We start from the raw sequence: 18,505 nt of genomic DNA, 5'->3' as shown, positions 1-18,505 counted from the left end.
AATACTTTTACCCAAATAATTAAATTCCAAAAGGTTATTATGGAAATAAATAGGGAACTGACCATTAAGGCCAATTCCCCATCCTTTTCCTATGACAAATTAGTTTTTGCCTAACCCAACTGTTTTTGAACTAGTAGCACCATTTACGTTAATAAATAATTTTCCAGCAGCTACTTTTCTTGTTTCATTTTTATGTGAATCAAGAACTTTCACTTCAATTTCTGCACCTGGTGCAATTACGTTCGATGTAGCAGTGTAGTAAGCAACATATTTACCAGGAGCAATTTCCATAAACGGCAACTCCGTCACATTACTTACTTTATTGCTAGATAAGTTAGTTAATGGCAATTTAATGCTAAATGTTGCACGTAATCCTGGTTCACTTTCAAACTCAATTTTCACTGACTGACCTGTCGTCAAATATTTATCCGTATCCGGTTTTAAGTTGATGATTTCTGGTGCAATGGAATCAACATCTAATGTAATTGTTTGTGATGTGCTATTGCCAGCTTTATCTGTTGCAATTACTTCAATTTCGTTCATTCCTTCATCCAGTAACACTCTAGCCGAATATGTTCCGTTATTTACAGTTGCTTTCGTACCATTAACGGTTACTTTATCAAGGTTCGTGTCCGCTACTTTTCCAATAACAGTTACTACTTCTCTATTGTATTTGCTGCCATTTTTCGGAGAGTCAATAGTTAATGTTGGACTCGTTTGGTCAAGAATAACTTTCACTTCATTGGAAGCTTCTGTCATTCCTTGTTCCGTTCCAACTTTAGCGGTTAAAATATTTTCCCCCTCCGTTAATGTTACTTCTGCAGCGAATGTTTTGTCATCATTAGACTCGACTTGTGCTACTTCTTCTCCGTTATTAAAGATATGGACATTGACACCTGGTGCAACTGTTCCTTTAACAGTAACAGTCTCACTATTTGTGAACAATCCGTCAGTCGGAGAAGTGATAACTGGTTCTGATACTTCGTAATTTACAGTAGCACGAATCATATAGTTACCTTCATCAGCTGGTGCTTTATCCCATGCGCCACCAACTAATTGCCAGCTTCTTCCTGCATTCGGTCCGTTTTCATCAGTTGCTAAACCAGGAGCAAATGGGTTTGGTTGTGACTGAATATAAACGATGTAGAAGTCACCCTCTACCATAATCCCTTCGCCACTCAAATCAACATGTGTCCACGTACCGTCACGTTTTGCAGTTGCATTAATCGGTCCTGCCAATAATTTTCCTGGTGCACCATTGGCTCCAGTTGCATCATAAACAGCTACTTGGAATTCAGTGCCCCCTGGAACAGGCCATTCAGTATCCCAGAAACGGAAAATTCCGCCAGTAACCATTGCTTTATCTTGACCGTCAGCTAAAGACATTTTTACCGCCCAACCGTTACCAGCATCGTAAAACGCTCTAGCATTTTCTGGAGTACCATCATCATAACCTATTTCACCTGGAAAACCAATAAATGGTTTTAACTCAAAGTTTTGTTCGATATTACCGTGTAAATCGATTGTTACTTCGACATTACTAAATAGTGGTGCAGCAACCTTTAATGTATATGTTCCTTCATAGCCAGTAATGGAGTAGTGTCCATTTGCATCTGTTTGGACTGGTAAAACTTTAGCGTCTTCTACTAAATAAACTATGGCACCTTCAATTGGATTGCCTGTGGATTTATTAATTACAGTCCCACTAACTGTTCCTTTTGGAAGCTCCTCTAATGTGAAGTTAGCCAATGCTTCTCCATCCACTTCAACATTCACCGTTTGTGTTTCGGAACGATATCCATAACTTTCCGCTATAACCGTATATTCTCCAGCAGCATGAGTCATCGAGAAACTACCATCAGCAGGATTCGTAACGACAGAGCGACCAGTTTCTAACACACTAACTACAGCTTGTAATGGTAGTTTAGTTGGTACAACCTTTTGCTCTGCCTTAACTTTTTCAACTGTTGACGCTTTCTTTTCAGATTTAATTACTGTTTGCTCATTAGTTTCTTTCTTTAGGCCAAGTTTTACTTTACTAGAACTGTTAACTTCAGCAACTAAAGCAACATCGTCAATATACCAACCATCTCGGTTCACACTTCCATCAGAGTAAGCGTAGAAACCTAAATATACATTGCCACTATAATTGGACAAGTCGACTGTGACATCTTCCCAACCTTCAGAAATTCCGTCAACTTGTTGTAGTTCTGTCCAAGTTTCTCCATCTTCAGAAACGACAATTTGGCCATAATCCCATGCCCTACCAGAAGATGATTTTTCAAAGTTATGCCAAGACTTAAATGTTAAAAACGCCCCACTTTCAGGTATGGAAACAGGAGGCATTACTAATGTTGCCCTCATATTATTTGGATATAATCCACCTAAATTAGTTGCATATACTTTTTCGCCAGAGACAGCACCATTTGGTCCAGATGTTGGTTCTCCCCACGCCCATGCGTCGTTTTGTCCAAAGGAATACCAACCATCAGGATTGGATTCGAAATTTTCTGTGTAACCGACTGTTACTGGTCCTTGTAGAGTAACAGTATATTCCTCACTGTATGCTTCATTGTCATTACTATCTTTTGCATACCAGCGATAAGTGATGCTTTCACCAACTACTGCTTCCCCAGGAATAACTGCTTCAAATAAAGCTGATTCGATTCCACCTGTTTTATTTTCGGCTGTCACACTCTGCCACTGATCTTGATTATCTTTATATTGCACTTCAGCTGAGTTCACATGAACATTATCCGTTACTTCTGCTTGTAAAATTAAATTGAACCCTTCAAAAGCTTTTTCTGGAGCTTGATGATTAATGACTGGTGCTTCTTCATCATCAGCATAACGAGATGAATCGAATAGATCCATATCATCAATATACCAGCCAGGTCTTGTTACACTACCATCGGATTTCACATGGAAACCAATATACACACGACCTGAGTAAGCGGACAAGTCCACAAATACATCTTCCCATCCGTTTGATTGTCCAGCAAATAATTTAATATTTTCCCAGTTTTCCATGTCAGTAGAAACAACTAAATTACCGTAATCATAATTTGTGCCTGTAGAAGACTGCTCGAAACTATGCCAACTCTTAAATTTAAGGAATTTTGCTCCTTCAGGTAGATCAAGCGGTGGCATTACGAGCGTTGCATCCATACTGCTATTGTAATCACCAGTTAAATTAGTCGCATATACTTTTTCCCCTGAATAGGCATTTCCAGGACCAGTTGTTGGTACTCCCCATTGCCAAATATCGTTACTACCGAAAGAAGTCCAACCTGTGTTATTGGATTCAAAGTCTTGGAAATAACCAGGTGTAATACCAGATTTAACAATTACTTCCTGTTCATCACTATTAGTTACATTGTTGCCGAAGTCTTTAACTTCCCATTGATAAGTTAATGTACCGACAGTCATATCTTCTCCTGGAAGAGTTACTTCGTATTCTCCACCTTTATAGTCACCTGATAAACGTGTAGCATCAACCACTTTCCAATCTCCATCATTAACTTTATATTTCACTTTAACGGAGACGATGCTAATATTGTCACTTACATTAGCCTTTAAATTTAAGTTTAATCCTGAATAAGTTTCAGACGGTCCTACATGCTCTATAATAGGTGATTCATTATCTTCACCTTCGATTGTTACTTGACCTTTAATTTTTCCTAGTCCAGAAACGACAGAAGAAACAGCATCAAACACGTTCAATAAACCTGATCCGAAGCCATTATTTGGTGATTCAGGATACTGACTATTCGTTTTTGGTGTCGCTGTATCCATTAATACCCTTTCGACATCATCAACTTCTAAACTACTATTTGCTTGTAGTAATAAGGCAATTGCACCTGATACATGTGGTGCTGCCATAGAAGTTCCACTTGCGTTTCCGTAACTGTTGCCAGGTAACGAAGAACGAACACCGGCACCTGGAGCAGAAATATCAGGTTTAATTTCTCCATATGGAGAAGGTCCTAATAAAGAGAAACTTGCTAAGTTATCATTAATGTCAGTCGCCCCTACACCGAAGGACTCTGGGTAGTTACCTGGTGCTGAAACAGATCCCGGGCCTCCTGGGTTTGTCCCCGCACGCACGTTACCAGCGGAGAATACTGGAACAATACCAGCATCACGCCACGCTGTTACTGCATCACGGTACCAGTCGTCCCTACCTGGATATACAGAACCCCATGAGTTATTGACAACTTTTGGCGCCTTTTCAGGATGTGGTACCCCATTTCTATCCTTTGGAGCTAAAATCCAATCAGCTGCAGCTAATAAATCAATATCTGTTGCACCTGAAGGACCAAATGCACGAACGGCAATCCATTTTGCACCTGGAGCTACTCCAACCTTATTTGCTCCATTAGGCTCAGAACCTACCATTGTACCCATAGTGTGAGTACCGTGACCGTCTACATCAACAGGTGCGGATGATCCAGCAGCTGGGTCAAACCAATTAAATTCATGATTTACTTCACCTGTTGCTACATTGTAACCACGATATTTTTCCTTTAACGCAGGATGATCCCATTGTACTCCTGAATCAATATTGGCAACAACAATACCTGATCCATCTATTCCCATATCCCAAACAGCAGGTGCACCAATTCGATCAACACCCCACTCAATGGAGTTTAATGTTTTTTCAAGTGCTTTCATTGATTCTTCACGATCAGAATCTAATGTTGCTCTAACTTCATTAAGAACTACTTCTTCTACTTCCGGGAATTCAGCAATCTTTTCCATAACATCCTTTGTTGCAGTTACAGCGATTGCATTTACAATATAAAATGATTGTAAATCTTTTGCTTTTCCGACGGCAGCTTGTTCTTCAATAAAGTCAATGACATTTTCTTGAGAAACTTTAGCAGTAGCCCGTAATTCCGATACAATAGCAGAACGCTTTGCTAAATCTGTTCGATATGCAGAAAGTCTTTGTTTTTTTGCATTTTTTTCTGCTTGAAGGGCTACTTCTGTTGTATTCACTTTCTCTGTAAATTTAACTAAAAAAGTTACTTTTTCATCCTTTTTAAATTGCTGTGTTAATTTTGGTGAAATCTTTTCTTTTGCAGATTGCACCTTCGCCTCTTTTACTGAGGTACTTACCCCTTTTGTTGCTGCATTACTAGTTCCGACTGGCGGCAAGAACATAGAAATAATTAATAAACCAGTCAGAAAGATGGATAAAATCCGTTTAAAACCTTTTTTTCGCAAATTTCTCCCTCCCAAATTTCAACTAGATTGATAGACTAACAAAAAATAGTTAACCTATATCCCCCTTTCTAGCAATCTCTATGTAAATCTTGCTGCAATTTTAAAATAGCAGAACATTCTAATGTTTGTCTGTCGGTTTTTGTCGTAAATTTATTGTACTTTTCTAAAATGATAGTAAAGTATGACTTTATAATTTTTTGATTATTTGGTCAGTTACTTTTTTACTATATTTCCAAGGATGTTTGTCTTACTTTTGGGAAATAACCGATTTATAATCGAATTTTGCTCAAAAATGATTCTTTTGTCTTATAAAAATTAAAGATCCTTATCCGTTGGTTCATCCAGACAAGGACCTTCGAAGGAATTAGTAGGAGGGGTTGTATTTCTATGGTTTTAATACGACTTTAATACAATTATCTTTCTTTTCATCAAAAACTTCATAAGCATATTCAGCTTCTGTTAATGGAAGACGATGAGTGATAATATCAGTAGGATCAATCTTACCCTCTTTAATTAAATTAAATAACTTAGGCATATAATGATTTACTGGGGCTTGGCCCATTTTTAATGTAATATTCCGTGAAAATAAGTCACCTAATGGAAATTGATTATATCTTGAACCATATACACCGACTAATTGTATCGTTCCTCCTTTTCGAACAGCTTGTGATGCAATGATAATTGCGCCCATTGCTCCTCCTTGTAATTTTAATGCGGATCCAACTTGTTCTAAAAATGTCATTTTCCCGTCTAAGCCGACACAATCAATGACAATATCTGCTCCCCCTTTTGTAATTTCTCGAATATACTCACCAGTATTAGGATGCTTTGTAAAATCAATAATTTCAACATTATTTGTTCGCTTTGCATGTGCAAGTCGATAGCCAATATAATCAACAGCAATAACTCTTTTTGCCCCCTTCATCCAGGCGAATTTCTGAGTCATTAATCCTATGGGACCACAACCAAGAACAACAACAACATCTCCTTTTTTTACTCCAGCATTGTCCACGCCCCAATAAGCAGTAGGGATTACATCTGAAAGAAACAAAACTTGTTCATCTTCTAACTCTGCTTCCTCTGGTATGACAAAGGAACTATAATCCGCAAAAGGAACGCGTAAATACTCTGCTTGTCCTCCTGGGATTCCACCAAATGTTTCTGAATAGCCAAAGAAGGCACCAATTTCACCATTTTCATTAGAATTGTCACATTGGCTTTCTAAGTCATTTTGACAAAACCAGCACTTTCCACAGCTAATCGTAAAAGGAATAACAACTCTATCGCCCTTCTTCACATTTTTCACTTCAGGACCAACTTCTTCCACGATTCCCATCGGTTCATGGCCTATCACAAAGTTAAAAGGCATATTAGGAATCATTCCATGAATGAGATGTAAGTCGGACCCACAAATGGCAGTACTTGTTATTTTTATAATCATATCACCTGGTTTTTCTATTTTCGGATCTTCCACATTTTTCACTTCTACATTTTTCAACCCTTGGTATGTAACAGCCTTCATCTTGTTCCCTCCACAAATGTACTCTATTCAACTTTTAGTCTTTTCTATCTAGAGTGAGAATATGTAATTATTGTTAAGCATCTTATAAGGGATGGACTGTTAAATCACATCCCTCTCGAAAGTTTATAATCGTACAATTTTTCCACATGCTAAACGTTTCCCGGCATTCCCGGCTGGTTGGCTGCGAAAATCATCTGGGTTTTCATGAATGATTATCGTTTTACCAATCACGTCTAGCGGTCGAAACTTATTCGTAAAAACATTCATTCGTGCATAACCATTATTGGAAAATAACACTGGTAAATCTCCAGCATGGTTTCCGTGTGGTTCATTTGTTGGATTCCAATGACCGCCTGCAGCTTGAAACGGATCTAATTTATCCCCAATTTTACAACTTCCCTTGTCATGAATATGAAAACCATGTGGACCTACCGGATTATTTCCAGCATTCATTTTTTTATAATGAGGCAGGCCGGTTACTTCTACGAATACGTCGGTACCATTCCCTAAATCAGAAAAAATAACGTATCCACTTAAATTTGGTGCTAATGGACCACCATAAATTTTTGCATATGCTTGTGTTTTAATAACCGTTTCATTTCGAACGTAAGGATTACTTTGATAGTAAAAATAGTACATGATTATACCGCCTTTATTTTGTTTTTACTATCGTATGTTTTATTGACATATAGTGTTAAAAAACACCTTACTCCACTTAGGGAATAAGGTGTCTCCATAATTAGGCATTTTTTTTGATTTTCTTTGTTGTTTTTGTTACTGGCTTTGTTGGTGCCGTTTCATTATTTTTCGGAGCCGATCTGTCAATGGATGCTTGCAATGCAGCCATTAAGTCAGTTACAGAAGTTCTCTCACCTTTTGCCTCGGGTACAACTGTTTCCTTACCTGTTCTTTTCGCATTAATTATTTTTAGCAAAGCTTCGCGATATTCATCTTTGTATTTCTCAGGATTAAATTCCGTTGTTAATTGATCAATTAATAAGATGGCGGTAGCTAATTCCTTTTCAGAAACTGTATCATTATTAGGGACATTAGGAACATCACTAGCATTCCTAACTTCATCAGGGTAATGAATGGTCTCCATAACTAATGTATTTTCATACACACGAATAACGGCTAACTGTTCTTTAGAACGAATAACAATTTTCGCAATGCCAACCTTTTCTGATTCTGCCATCGCTTTTCGTAATAAAGAGTATGCTTTACCTCCACCTTCATTAGGAGATAAGTAATATGTTTTATTAAAGTAAATTGGATCTATTTCTGTTATTTTTACAAAGTCAATTATATCAACTGCCTTCTCATCCATCTCTTTCTCCAATTTGTTAAAATCCTCATCTTCTAATACAACATATTTTCCTTTCGTATATTCGTACGCTTTTACTATTTCTTCATTGGCAATTTCGATATTACACGTAGGACATACTTTTTCATACTTTATCGGTGTATGACATTTATTGTGGAGACTGCGAAATTTAATATCTTTGTCTTCTGTTGCAGCGTGCATTTTCACTGGAATATTCACTAATCCGAAACTAATACTTCCTTTCCACATCGTATGCATTTTAACCAATCCTTTCTTATGTTTTATCCTTTATTTATTTTTTCTCTTCATTCTATAAAACATTTGCCAAACAGTTTGTCACATAGCTTTACTAACAATACGAATAATAAATGTAGGTGATAAAAAATGAGACCAATGTTACCAACATTAACATTTACTGTGCCAACGGAAAAAGACTGGGTGTTTGAGACTAAGTACGACGGATTTCGTGCTTTGTTAACGATAGATAAAGGAATTTCCTTCATCAGTAGAAATGGAAAAGATTTATCGAAACATTTTCCTGAAGTCATTCAATTTTACGAACTGTATAAAGAAAAATTAATTTCATATGAACCATTAACACTAGATGGCGAAATTACTGTCCTCGTCAATCCTTATAAAAGTAATTTTTCTCAAGTTCAGCAACGTGGAAGACTTCGATCGGAGCAAAAAATCCAGCATATTCTAGAGTTAAATAGAGGTACGTACTTAGTATTTGATCTATTGCAATATAAAGGAACGTCTCTAATCAATCAGCCATTTTATAACCGGAAAGAAATGTTACTATCATTTTTTCAAGAATTACAATTACCAACCCAACCGATTCCAGAAGCTTCGAGTTTTTTGCAAATGGTGCCCTTTCATAAAGATTTTCAAAAATTGTGGGCAAATATTGAAGCGTATGATGGAGAAGGAATTGTTGCGAAAAACATATATAGTAAATGGGAAGTTGGAAAGCGTAGTGTGCAATGGTTTAAATATAAAAATTGGAAAAAAGTTCAATGCTTTATTACTAAGTTTGAAAAAGCGAATGGGTATTTTCATGTCGGTGTTTATTCCTCTGGTAAAATAGTTACGGTTGGGTTATTTAAAAACGGGTTAACAAAAGAGGAAACTGCAGCGTTAACAGCAATTATTCGGAAAAATCAAGTGCGTGAGGATAATCAATTTGTTTATGTCCCTCCTTCCATTTGTTTAGAACTTTTTTATTTGGAACTTATGGAAGACGGTTTAAGAGAACCATTTTTCTCGCGGTTTCTCTTGAATATATCAAGCAAGGAATGCACGTTGGAGAGGATGAAACAAACAAGTAGCACATTGATAGAAATTACCCATCCAGACAAACCATTGTGGGAAGAACGAGCAATTTTAAAACAAGATTATGTTAATTATTTGAATATGATATACCCGTATATAGCACCTTTTTTAAACAAACGACCTCTTACTGTCATTCGTTATCCACATGGTATCTTTGGAGAAGCATTTTTTCAAAAAAATTGTCCAGAATACGCCCCTGATTATGTGGATACTTTCCAAGAAGACGGTATTAATTATATTGTTTGTAATAATAAACAAACTTTTCTTTGGCTTGGAAACCAACTAGCAATTGAATTCCATATTCCTTTTCGAACTAGTCAACAAAATAACCCGAATGAAATCGTTATTGATTTAGACCCTCCAACTAAAAAGGAGTTTTCCCTTGCCCTTGAAGCTGCACATTATATAAAGACGGATATCATTGATAAATTGGGCTTAAGAGCTTATATTAAGACATCAGGAAATCGCGGACTACAAATATATTTTCCTCTGCCGAGAAATAATTCAATTACTTGGAATGAAACGAGACTGTTCACCCAGTTTATTGCAAACTTTTTATTAAGCAAAAATGAACATGCATTTACAATCGAAAGGCTAAAAAAAAATCGAAATAATAAATTATATATTGATTACGTTCAACATGCAGAAGGAAAAACGATTATTTGTCCATACTCAGCTCGTGGGAATAAATCAGCAGGTGTTGCTACTCCGATATTCTGGGATGAGCTTTCTAATAATATTTCTCCTGATGGATTTTCATTTTCGGAAGTGCTTAATCGGATGGAGAAATTGGGAGATCCCTTTGCAGATTATTTTACAGCCAAAGATGATGGTGCAATCAAAGAAATTATCCTTTTTTTAAAAAATGCCCGCTAACCATGTCATCTCGTAAATCTGTGGAATGAGTAACATTGTTCAACAATAGAGTAAAATAAAAAGCAGGTGATGATTTACCTGCTTTACTTAATGGCATTTATTTGTTTTAAAATATACTTTTCGTCCATCGGTCCTAAGTATTTGGATTGAATTATACCGTTTGAATCAATAAAATAACTTGTAGGAATCGGAACAATTTGATAATTTTCAGACACCTCAGCTGTCGTATCTAAAGGAATTGGAAATGTTAATCCGAAATCTGTAACAAATTGTTGCGCTTTTTCTGCCGTCTCTTTCCCAAACGTTAAGTTTACAGCTACTATTTCAAAAGATTCTCCTGCATGTTCCTCATAAACCTTTTGCATATGTGGCATTTCAGCTCGGCATGGCGGACACCAACTAGCCCAAAAATTTAATAATACTTTTTTCCCTCTAAGATCCTTTAAAGAAATATTTTTTCCATCTAGCGTCGTTAAACTAAAATCAGGTGCTAAATTCCCGACTTGAAGACCGTAAGATGGTTCTTCCAGTTGGTTATTTTGGTTATCCGTATTTATATCATTATTTTGTGTTGTTCTCTCTTCACCATTATTTTCATTATTCTCTGCCTTAGTAAATAGTGGTAATACTGCTTTTTCTTGTAACACTGCTTGATCCACGATAAATAAAGCTACGATAACTGACGCAAAGCCAATAAATATTTTTTTCATTTTACCATCCTTTATATTATTTTTCCTTATTGTATAAAAAAATGTAATTCAATAGCAAATATTTCAGCTTTTTATTATAAATATATTAAGGATATTAACAATAATATTAAGCATTTTTCTTCCGTTGTATGTTTGTCGTAAAATGTAATGACTGGTGTATTTAAACGAAATTTCATTGTTAAGTCTAGAGGTAATAAACCTTTTTCGACGGTGCAAATGAGTTTCTCACTTTTAAATAGCTGATATTTATTATTGTTCTTCTCTCTCACGAACAAATACTTTTCCCTATTCCATTCTCCAAAAAGACGATTAGGATGGGTATGCCAAAAAAGCCTTTCACTGTTTGGATTTTCGATTACGAGAGTATTCCGTTTATTGTATATAACAAACTTTATTTTTTTCTTTCCGTCGCAATATAAAAATTGCTTTTTGCCTAACATTGTTAATTTTGATTGAATGGAACAAGACGCATGTCCACGACTATTAAAAAAATACAATGTATTTCCTTCTTGTTCTATTAATAGGCAATTTTTATTTTGTTCTCTTTCTTGAAGAACTCCCACCATATCCACTCTTTTATTGTAATAGTAATAGAGTAAAAAATAGATTATACTAAATAGAGAAAAGGGTACGGTTATTAAGAAAGCTAACGTTTTTTCATTGTATAATATTAGTAAAAATACAAGTGCACTAACAGAAAAATAAATGCTAATTAAAAAATAAGTTTCACTTAATCTAGTGTAATATTTATTAATAGACATGTGGATTTCCCCTTCTACCGTATTGTCAATGTATCTTTTTTATTTTTATATTTTATGTTTAATAATAAAAAAAATGATAGAAAGGTGCGGCTGTTTTGCGAAAGATTTTGTATTTCTCCTTTATTTTATTAATGGTAATTGGTAGTTTTGTTTTTTATGCTCAAGGTCAGATAAAAAAGGTTGCGTCTCGCAAGACACCACAAAATATATCTTATCTCATTGTTCTAGGTGCTAAGGTTAATGGAACGACAATGTCATTAAGTTTATTGTATCGCGCACAAGCTGCACTAACCTATTTACAAGATAATCCGGAAACGATAGTAATTGCAACAGGTGGAAAAGGTGAAGGAGAATGGATTACCGAGGCTGAAGCAATCCAAAACTTTTTGCTCGAAAATGGTATTCATCAAGAAAGAATATTAATAGAAGATCAGTCTACTACAACATTAGAAAATTTAACATTTGCGAAAGATTTGTTTGATGTGAAAGAAGCTGTTATTGTAAGTAATGATTTTCATCTATTCCGTGCAATAAAAAATGCACAATCCCTTAGTATTAAAGCTTACCCACTAGCAGCAAAAACACCGCAAACAGTTAAAACAAAGATGTATATGAGGGAATACGCAGCAATTTTAAGATTAATCGTTCTCGGTTACTGAATACGTTACTTATATTCGAAAAACTTGCCCGTTTCCCAATCTAAATGATCATCATTAATTTTAAATGGGAATATAGGAAAAACAAGGCTGAAAAAATAAACGGGGCTATCCTTTTTTTCTGGAATAGCCCCAATTGTTTTATAAAAATCGAATAATAAATGGAATTCTAAACTTTTCGCCTTCGTAAGCTTTAAAAATCCCAAGAATAATGATAATAAAAGATGCAATACCTAATATAATCAACAACAAAATTCCGATTAAAATAATAGTTAAAATACCTGCAACGATACCGTATATTGCAAACGATATAAGAAAATTAAAGTATTCCCGCCCATAATAATCAATATATGGTGAATCCTCACGCTTAAATAACCAAATAATTAACGGACCAATGACTGGTGCAAAAAAATTAAACCCAAAAATCAATGCTGCAAATAACCTCTCGTCTTTAGATACCATTTTTAAATGCCCCCTCAATTAGAATTTATCTTATCTATAAGTACGTTTCTAATATATTTTAGTTTCGTTTGATCTATTTTTTGTTTAAATTTTTGACGAAAAATGACAATAAAATCGCACAAAAAAGTATTTCCTTTTTGATAAAATTTGTGTAATATACATACAGAAGAAAAAAATCATATGTCTTGGGAAGGCAAATGGTGCGCCACCAATCACTGGTTCTAGTGGGTTCGATTCCCACCCCGAAATTTTTTTATTTAACTTATAAAAAATTTCGAGGGTGGATTACACAAGTTGCCCTCGAATTCGGAGGGACAAATATGCTAAAAAAGCGAGAATTGCATGATTGCGCTACTTTATACGAACTAATTACGCATCCGGACGTCTTCCCTTTTGTGCGTCAAAAGCCTTCATCTTTAGAAGAATATATTTTTATGACGAAACAAATGATGGAAGCAGAAGAGCGAGGAGAACTTATTTCAAGAACAATCATAGATGAATGGGGTAATCCTATCGGTGTAATTACCCTTTATGATATAAATGAACATGCTGGTTTTCTCGGTACTTGGCTTGGCAAACCTTATCATGGAAAAGGCTATAATTCTATAGCAAAAGAACAATTTTTTCATGAACTATTTTACGAGAAAGAGATAGAAACGATATTTATGAGAATTCGTCAAGAAAATATTCGGTCACAAAAAGCGGCAGAGAAACTCCCGTATGTCATTCAAGCGAATGATACGAGAGCCTCTCTACTAATACAAATTAACAATAACCAAAATGGTTTTCAATATTTCTTATATGAAATACCGAAAGACTTTTATACACTTTATTGTAAAAAACAACAACAACCGTACCAGCCTATTCAAATTTTAGAAGCATAATAACCGAGTTTGGGACGAACGAAAGCTTATATAAGGAAATCGCAAATATGTTATTTGCTTTACTTATATGTTTCTTTATGTCCCAAACTCTTTATTATTTTCTTGTAAATACAATTTTCTTAATATATAAGTTTTATATTTTCCTAATGGTTTTTGTTCAATTGGATGTTTCTTTATTCCCATATTTTTCAGTTCTTTGACATACCAGCCCTTCGATCCTTTGTAAGCCAAAATAATTCCCCCTTACTTTTTTAGAAATATATGAAAGATAGGAATTAATTATGAGTCGAGGATTTATGTTATGTAAAATCAATCCGCTTCGTTGATTTTATTTAGCACATCTTTCCCACCTGTTACTGCTAAAACACTTCCCGTTATAAAATCCGAATCCTTATCACATAAAAAACTTATTACTCTAGCAATATCTTCCCCTGTTCCTTGCCGTCCAATAGGAGTAGACCGATCGTGACATTGTTTCGCGCTTTCGATAGTTTGTTCCTTCCAATGATTCGTAATATCACCAGGACTAACCATATTTACAGTAATACCATTTTCTGCCTCTTCCATACTCAACGTTTTCGTTAAGGAGACAAGTGCTGTTTTAGCAGCCGCAAATGCAGAACGGTAAATCCATCCAGGGGCTGTCTCTGCACGATCAAAACCAATAGTAATAATTCTGCCCCAATGGTTCCTACGCATATTCGGCAAAAACAGTTTTGATAAGTAAAACACACTATTTAAGTTCCCATTAATGATATATTCCCACTCGTTTATATCATAATCGGACATTTTTTTACGTTCTTGAATATACGGTCCTGCATTATGAATTACTATATCTACACTAGAAAATTTTGCAGTAACATCATGATAGATTTGTTCGCAGTCTTGATATTTACTAACATCACCTTTAACAATAAGTGTTTCTATATTATATTTTTTTCGTAGTTCATCCACTAATTTAGTAGCACGTTCTTCACTATTGCGATAGTTGATGACGATATTCATTCCCCTTTTAGCAAATTCAATAGCAGTTTGCTTCCCTAACCCAGATGCTCCACCGGTAATTAATACGGTTAGACGTCTTTTTTCCACTCCACTTCCCTCATTTCCCGTTCGTCGTTCTTATCCATATAGTAAATTTGTATGATTGATTATGCAAATAATTAATGATTTCTAACTTGTATATCCTGTACGTCCATCCCCGCTTATGGACGTTTCACACTATACACATGCACCTTTTTTACATTCTAACATATGTTAGCCATATACATGGAGAGTGGGTGTATCGGTATGTTTCCATGGAATTTTTTTAACTCATCGAAAAACGGGTTTAATCCATTTAAAAATTTATCTGAACAAGATTTTCATAAGATGATGAATGGCTGGATGGAGCAAATGTTTCCGGACTATTTAAAATCATTAATTGAAAAAGAGACAGAACTATTTAAAACAGAAAAACAACCAACGAAAAAAGACAAACAGAGCGAAAAACAATCTTACCGGAATTTACAAGAGATTGTTTTTGAAACACATGATTATGTATATATTCGTATTCCATTCGAGAAAAAAGAAGAAGTTAGGAATATTAAAATATTTTATAATTTAAATAAGTGTATGATCGACCATTTAGATTCCTTTGATGGTCCATATACGATAACTTTACCGACTATCGTGAAAAAAAAAGGAGCAAAAGCAATTTATCGAGATAAAATTCTCGAAATTACTATTCCAAAAAATGTAGATCGGCAGTTTAATGAGATTGATATTTCCCATTAACTCCATTCATTCTGACTAAAAGGCTAATGATTGGAAGAATGTTTTCTATTGATCCATCCCATAATATAAATAACGTTTCAGGTAAAAACTGCAGAAAGGATGGAGTAAATGGCTACACCATATCGTTGCCCCAATTGTAAAACAAACCGATCTCGATTTAATATTATAAAACAAGTGGCAGAATCCGTTAAATTAAATCCACAAACGGGTGAAGTTATCCAAAATTTAAGTAGTGAAACTCTAGAACCATTTCACATGCCATATAAAGGACCGCAATATCGAATACAGTGTGCTCTTTGTGGTTTAATAGAAGATGAAAGAACTTTTGCTAAGTTTGGTGAAAGTAGTCTTTCCTAATAATGAAATTTTAAGCCAATTATAAAATGATAGGCTACCCTGAAATTACAACTATTTTCATTCATCATAGTGAAAAATCGATTTCCAAGGGTATGTATGTTATTGATTATTGATGATACTTAGGCAGTTGTTGGTTGTAGTGTAAGGCAGCGACTAAATGATAAAAAGACTGACGATTGTCAGTCTTTTTTCGATTCCTCTAATTTTTCCTTTAATACTTCTATTGCTTTCTTTACTTGCGGATCATTTTTAATAAGGTTTTCACGAAGTCTTTCCATAATCGATAATGTTGTATCGCCAGTTACAACTCCAGTCTCTTCTAGTTTTTCTGCTTTTTGAAATTCTTTAACTGCTGCAGACAATTTTTCATCGAAGAAACCATCAATTTTTCCTGGATCATATCCTAATGCCTTCAACATTTTTTCCACGACTTTAACGGGATCTGATAACATCGACTCTTTTAGCTCTAATTCTGGATTAATATATGGTAAATAAGCATATTCAGGCAGTGATACTTGATAATCAGGTTCAATACCTTTTTCATGAATCCAATTGCCATTTGGTGTTAGCCATCTTGCCGTTGTTATTTTAAAACTAGAACCGTCATTAAAATCAACTGCAGATTGGGCAGTCCCTTTTCCAAATGTTTTTTCACCGACAATTGGTACCCCAGCTGATTCTTTTAATGCTCCTGCTAATATTTCCGAGGCACTGGCACTTCCTCCATCCACTAATAGAACAAGTGGCAAATCAAACGATTCTTTTTGACCTGATAATTGTCGTTCCCTTTTACCATCATTATATTCCATTTGATATATTACTTCACCGTTCGGTACAAATAAACTTGTTATATAAATTGCTTGTTCTAAAAGTCCACCTGGATTTTGGCGAACGTCTAAAATTAATGCTTTCATTCCTTTTTCTTTTAATTCATTTAAATGCGTTTGTAATTCTGTCAATGTGTTATTTGAAAAAGACGTAATTTGAACTTTCCCTATCTTATTCTTTAACATTTCACTATACACAGTTTCAATTGGGATAACATCGCGAGTAATTTTGACCGTAATATTTCCGTCAATACCAGGCCTTGAAATTAATAGTTCGACTTCTGTTCCCTTTTTACCACGAATTAACGTAACTGCTTCGGTTGCAGTCATCCCTTGAATACTTTTACCGTCTACAGCTAAAATAATATCATTCGCTCTAAGACCAACTTTTTCTGCAGGTGAACCTTTAATTGGGGCGACAATAACAATTTTTCCTTCTTTTTCCTCCACTTGAGCTCCAATACCTTCAAATGAAGAATTGATGCTATCATGAAAACTATTTGTTTCTTCTTTCGTCATGTAATCGGAATAAGGATCACCAATGGCATCGACCATTCCATTTATGGCGCCTTCTATTAATTGATTCTCATCAATATCGTCTACATAATTTCCTTTAATACTTTCAAAAACATCATATAATTTCATGAATTCTGCACGATCTCGAACAGTAATTTTTTCTACTGGTTTATCTTCACCAAAGGATAACACAAAAATAGTTATTCCTGCGGTCATAAACACTAGAAAAAACATCATCATAATGAAGCGAAACTTTTTTATCTTTATATATTTATTATCCGTTCCGTTATCTTCACTTTGATTCTCTATTGAAAAATTTTCTATATCCTTTTCTTCCTTCGACATCTTTTCACCACTTTCAAGGAAAAGTTTGACAACAATTTTATACTTATAAGTTATAAGATACCATGTTTCTTTGTAATTGAATAGTTGTTTATATTTTTTCTAACAATAGAACCATCAAATTCCCTTCGATTCGGCAAAATACTCTTCTAGTGTCCAGTTATTTTCGTAAATTATTTTGGCGATTTCCTTGCCAACGTAGCGAAAATGCCAAGGCTCATAACTGTATCCAGTAACATCTTCTTTCCCTTTCGGATAACGTAAAATAAAGCCAAATTTATAGGCATTATTACTGAGCCACTGTCCCTCTACTGTATTTTCAAACTCCTCAACTAAATCAAATCCAACACTTTTCGCAGAGATATCCATTGCTAGACCTGTTTGATGTTCACTTTGTCCAGGTACAGCTACTAATGTTAGGGCTGTTTCTTCACCACTTTTTGCTACTTGATTTTGAAACACTTGTACTTGACGATTATAGGAGCGATAACCAGATACAGCGAAAATCTCAATCCCATCGTTTTTTGCTTGTTTGAACATTTTTTCTAAATGTTCTGCAGCAATTTTCCGTAAATAGCTTTTTTCAATATCTTGGTCACCGAAAGAAAAAGGTACTTTCGGACGTACTAAATCAGTCGGTTTGTAATCTTCAGGTAAATGTAATTGTTTATTTACTAATATTAACACATTATTAGGGTTTTGAATGACAGTTTTACCTTCTACTGTTTCAGTTTTCGTTATATTTTTTCGGTCAATTGTTACTTCTTTATTATCTTCCTTTTCTACGTCCTTGTTTGAAGGTTGATTTAGTGGTTCTGATTCAGATAATTGCTTTGATTGATCATTTTTTATGTTACCATTTGCTTGACATGAAAATAAAAAAGGGATGGCAATACAAACGGATATAATTGCTTTTCTATTCATACGT

The 18,505-nt window shown here is 34.9% G+C and carries 16 protein-coding genes; 5 read left to right on the top strand and 11 right to left on the bottom strand.

The genetic code is table 11. The features are described from left to right. Nucleotides 1-99 precede the first annotated feature (99 nt). From BN1242_RS12555 to ku, 4 genes are all read right to left on the bottom strand, one after another. Complete coding sequence (locus tag BN1242_RS12555) at nucleotides 100-5,229, bottom strand: S8 family serine peptidase (RefSeq protein ID WP_062356694.1); 5,130 nt, start codon at nucleotides 5,227-5,229, stop codon at nucleotides 100-102. A 385-nt stretch (nucleotides 5,230-5,614) separates the two neighbouring features. Continuing rightward, a complete protein-coding gene (locus BN1242_RS12550; protein ID WP_062356691.1) occupies nucleotides 5,615-6,751 on the bottom strand; it encodes a zinc-dependent alcohol dehydrogenase in 1,137 nt (378 codons plus the stop codon). A 123-nt stretch (nucleotides 6,752-6,874) separates the two neighbouring features. Then, on the bottom strand, nucleotides 6,875-7,390 hold the full coding sequence (locus tag BN1242_RS12545) for a superoxide dismutase family protein (RefSeq protein ID WP_062356688.1): 516 nt from the start codon (nucleotides 7,388-7,390) through the stop codon (nucleotides 6,875-6,877). A 100-nt stretch (nucleotides 7,391-7,490) separates the two neighbouring features. Further along, nucleotides 7,491-8,333, bottom strand: coding sequence for a non-homologous end joining protein Ku (ku, locus tag BN1242_RS12540; RefSeq protein ID WP_062356685.1), 843 nt, complete (start codon nucleotides 8,331-8,333; stop codon nucleotides 7,491-7,493). Between the two features lie 126 nt (nucleotides 8,334-8,459). On the opposite strand from ku, the gene BN1242_RS12535 reads away from it, so the two are divergent. Next, the gene (locus BN1242_RS12535) at nucleotides 8,460-10,286 is read left to right on the top strand and encodes a DNA ligase D (RefSeq protein ID WP_062356682.1); all 1,827 of its coding nucleotides are present in this window, start codon (nucleotides 8,460-8,462) and stop codon (nucleotides 10,284-10,286) included. Between the two features lie 83 nt (nucleotides 10,287-10,369). Here BN1242_RS12535 and BN1242_RS12530 read toward each other — a convergent pair whose 3' ends face one another. Both BN1242_RS12530 and BN1242_RS12525 read right to left on the bottom strand, forming a co-directional pair. Further along, on the bottom strand, nucleotides 10,370-10,996 hold the full coding sequence (locus tag BN1242_RS12530) for a TlpA family protein disulfide reductase (protein WP_062356677.1): 627 nt from the start codon (nucleotides 10,994-10,996) through the stop codon (nucleotides 10,370-10,372). Nucleotides 10,997-11,070: 74 nt separating this feature from the next. Then, nucleotides 11,071-11,757, bottom strand: coding sequence for a hypothetical protein (locus BN1242_RS12525; RefSeq protein WP_062356674.1), 687 nt, complete (start codon nucleotides 11,755-11,757; stop codon nucleotides 11,071-11,073). A gap of 95 nt (nucleotides 11,758-11,852) precedes the next feature. Here BN1242_RS12525 and BN1242_RS12520 point away from each other — a divergent pair, with 95 nt between their 5' ends. Beyond that, nucleotides 11,853-12,416, top strand: coding sequence for a YdcF family protein (locus tag BN1242_RS12520; RefSeq protein ID WP_087941752.1), 564 nt, complete (start codon nucleotides 11,853-11,855; stop codon nucleotides 12,414-12,416). A 138-nt stretch (nucleotides 12,417-12,554) separates the two neighbouring features. Here BN1242_RS12520 and BN1242_RS12515 read toward each other — a convergent pair whose 3' ends face one another. Continuing rightward, nucleotides 12,555-12,875, bottom strand: coding sequence for a DUF4870 domain-containing protein (locus BN1242_RS12515; protein ID WP_062356671.1), 321 nt, complete (start codon nucleotides 12,873-12,875; stop codon nucleotides 12,555-12,557). Nucleotides 12,876-13,195: 320 nt separating this feature from the next. Between BN1242_RS12515 and BN1242_RS12510 the strand changes: the two genes are divergently transcribed. Continuing rightward, entirely contained in the window at nucleotides 13,196-13,759 is a 564-nt protein-coding gene (locus BN1242_RS12510) for a GNAT family N-acetyltransferase (protein ID WP_062357084.1), read from the top strand. A 75-nt stretch (nucleotides 13,760-13,834) separates the two neighbouring features. On the opposite strand, the gene BN1242_RS13270 is transcribed toward BN1242_RS12510, so the two are convergent. Further along, complete coding sequence (locus BN1242_RS13270) at nucleotides 13,835-13,990, bottom strand: DUF2639 domain-containing protein (RefSeq protein WP_072136199.1); 156 nt, start codon at nucleotides 13,988-13,990, stop codon at nucleotides 13,835-13,837. A 78-nt stretch (nucleotides 13,991-14,068) separates the two neighbouring features. Then, nucleotides 14,069-14,851: an SDR family oxidoreductase gene (locus BN1242_RS12505; RefSeq protein WP_062356666.1), complete on the bottom strand. Its 783-nt coding sequence runs from the start codon at nucleotides 14,849-14,851 to the stop codon at nucleotides 14,069-14,071. Between the two features lie 198 nt (nucleotides 14,852-15,049). Between BN1242_RS12505 and BN1242_RS12500 the strand changes: the two genes are divergently transcribed. Together BN1242_RS12500 and BN1242_RS12495 are read left to right on the top strand one after the other, a co-directional pair. Further along, complete coding sequence (locus tag BN1242_RS12500) at nucleotides 15,050-15,535, top strand: Hsp20/alpha crystallin family protein (RefSeq protein WP_062356663.1); 486 nt, start codon at nucleotides 15,050-15,052, stop codon at nucleotides 15,533-15,535. A 108-nt stretch (nucleotides 15,536-15,643) separates the two neighbouring features. Beyond that, entirely contained in the window at nucleotides 15,644-15,892 is a 249-nt protein-coding gene (locus tag BN1242_RS12495; RefSeq protein ID WP_062356660.1) for a hypothetical protein, read from the top strand. Nucleotides 15,893-16,071: 179 nt separating this feature from the next. Here the strand turns inward: BN1242_RS12495 and BN1242_RS12490 are convergent, their stop codons facing one another. Together BN1242_RS12490 and BN1242_RS12485 are read right to left on the bottom strand one after the other, a co-directional pair. Then, on the bottom strand, nucleotides 16,072-17,580 hold the full coding sequence (locus BN1242_RS12490) for a lmo1851 family serine protease (RefSeq protein ID WP_062356657.1): 1,509 nt from the start codon (nucleotides 17,578-17,580) through the stop codon (nucleotides 16,072-16,074). A gap of 114 nt (nucleotides 17,581-17,694) precedes the next feature. Then, on the bottom strand, nucleotides 17,695-18,501 hold the full coding sequence (locus tag BN1242_RS12485; protein ID WP_062356653.1) for a M15 family metallopeptidase: 807 nt from the start codon (nucleotides 18,499-18,501) through the stop codon (nucleotides 17,695-17,697). Nucleotides 18,502-18,505 lie beyond the last annotated feature (4 nt).

It is taken from the genome of Bacillus kwashiorkori, assembly GCF_001375515.1.
In the GTDB taxonomy this organism is placed as follows: domain Bacteria; phylum Bacillota; class Bacilli; order Bacillales; family Caldibacillaceae; genus Bacillus_BK; species Bacillus_BK kwashiorkori.
This window is presented reverse-complemented; position numbering and strand designations above follow the sequence as displayed.

Excerpts from the sequence above, each read along its gene's own strand:
- BN1242_RS12535 (WP_062356682.1), top strand. The coding sequence starts at position 8,460 with ATGAGACCAATGTTACCAACATTAACATTTACTGTGCCAACGGAAAAA.
- ku (WP_062356685.1), bottom strand. The coding sequence starts at position 8,333 with ATGCATACGATGTGGAAAGGAAGTATTAGTTTCGGATTAGTGAATATT.
- BN1242_RS12545 (WP_062356688.1), bottom strand. The coding sequence starts at position 7,390 with ATGTACTATTTTTACTATCAAAGTAATCCTTACGTTCGAAATGAAACG.
- BN1242_RS12510 (WP_062357084.1), top strand. The coding sequence starts at position 13,196 with ATGCTAAAAAAGCGAGAATTGCATGATTGCGCTACTTTATACGAACTA.
- BN1242_RS12550 (WP_062356691.1), bottom strand. The coding sequence starts at position 6,751 with ATGAAGGCTGTTACATACCAAGGGTTGAAAAATGTAGAAGTGAAAAAT.
- BN1242_RS12515 (WP_062356671.1), bottom strand. The coding sequence starts at position 12,875 with ATGGTATCTAAAGACGAGAGGTTATTTGCAGCATTGATTTTTGGGTTT.
- BN1242_RS12525 (WP_062356674.1), bottom strand. The coding sequence starts at position 11,757 with ATGTCTATTAATAAATATTACACTAGATTAAGTGAAACTTATTTTTTA.
- BN1242_RS12495 (WP_062356660.1), top strand. The coding sequence starts at position 15,644 with ATGGCTACACCATATCGTTGCCCCAATTGTAAAACAAACCGATCTCGA.
- BN1242_RS12500 (WP_062356663.1), top strand. The coding sequence starts at position 15,050 with ATGTTTCCATGGAATTTTTTTAACTCATCGAAAAACGGGTTTAATCCA.
- BN1242_RS12530 (WP_062356677.1), bottom strand. The coding sequence starts at position 10,996 with ATGAAAAAAATATTTATTGGCTTTGCGTCAGTTATCGTAGCTTTATTT.
- BN1242_RS12485 (WP_062356653.1), bottom strand. The coding sequence starts at position 18,501 with ATGAATAGAAAAGCAATTATATCCGTTTGTATTGCCATCCCTTTTTTA.
- BN1242_RS12490 (WP_062356657.1), bottom strand. The coding sequence starts at position 17,580 with ATGTCGAAGGAAGAAAAGGATATAGAAAATTTTTCAATAGAGAATCAA.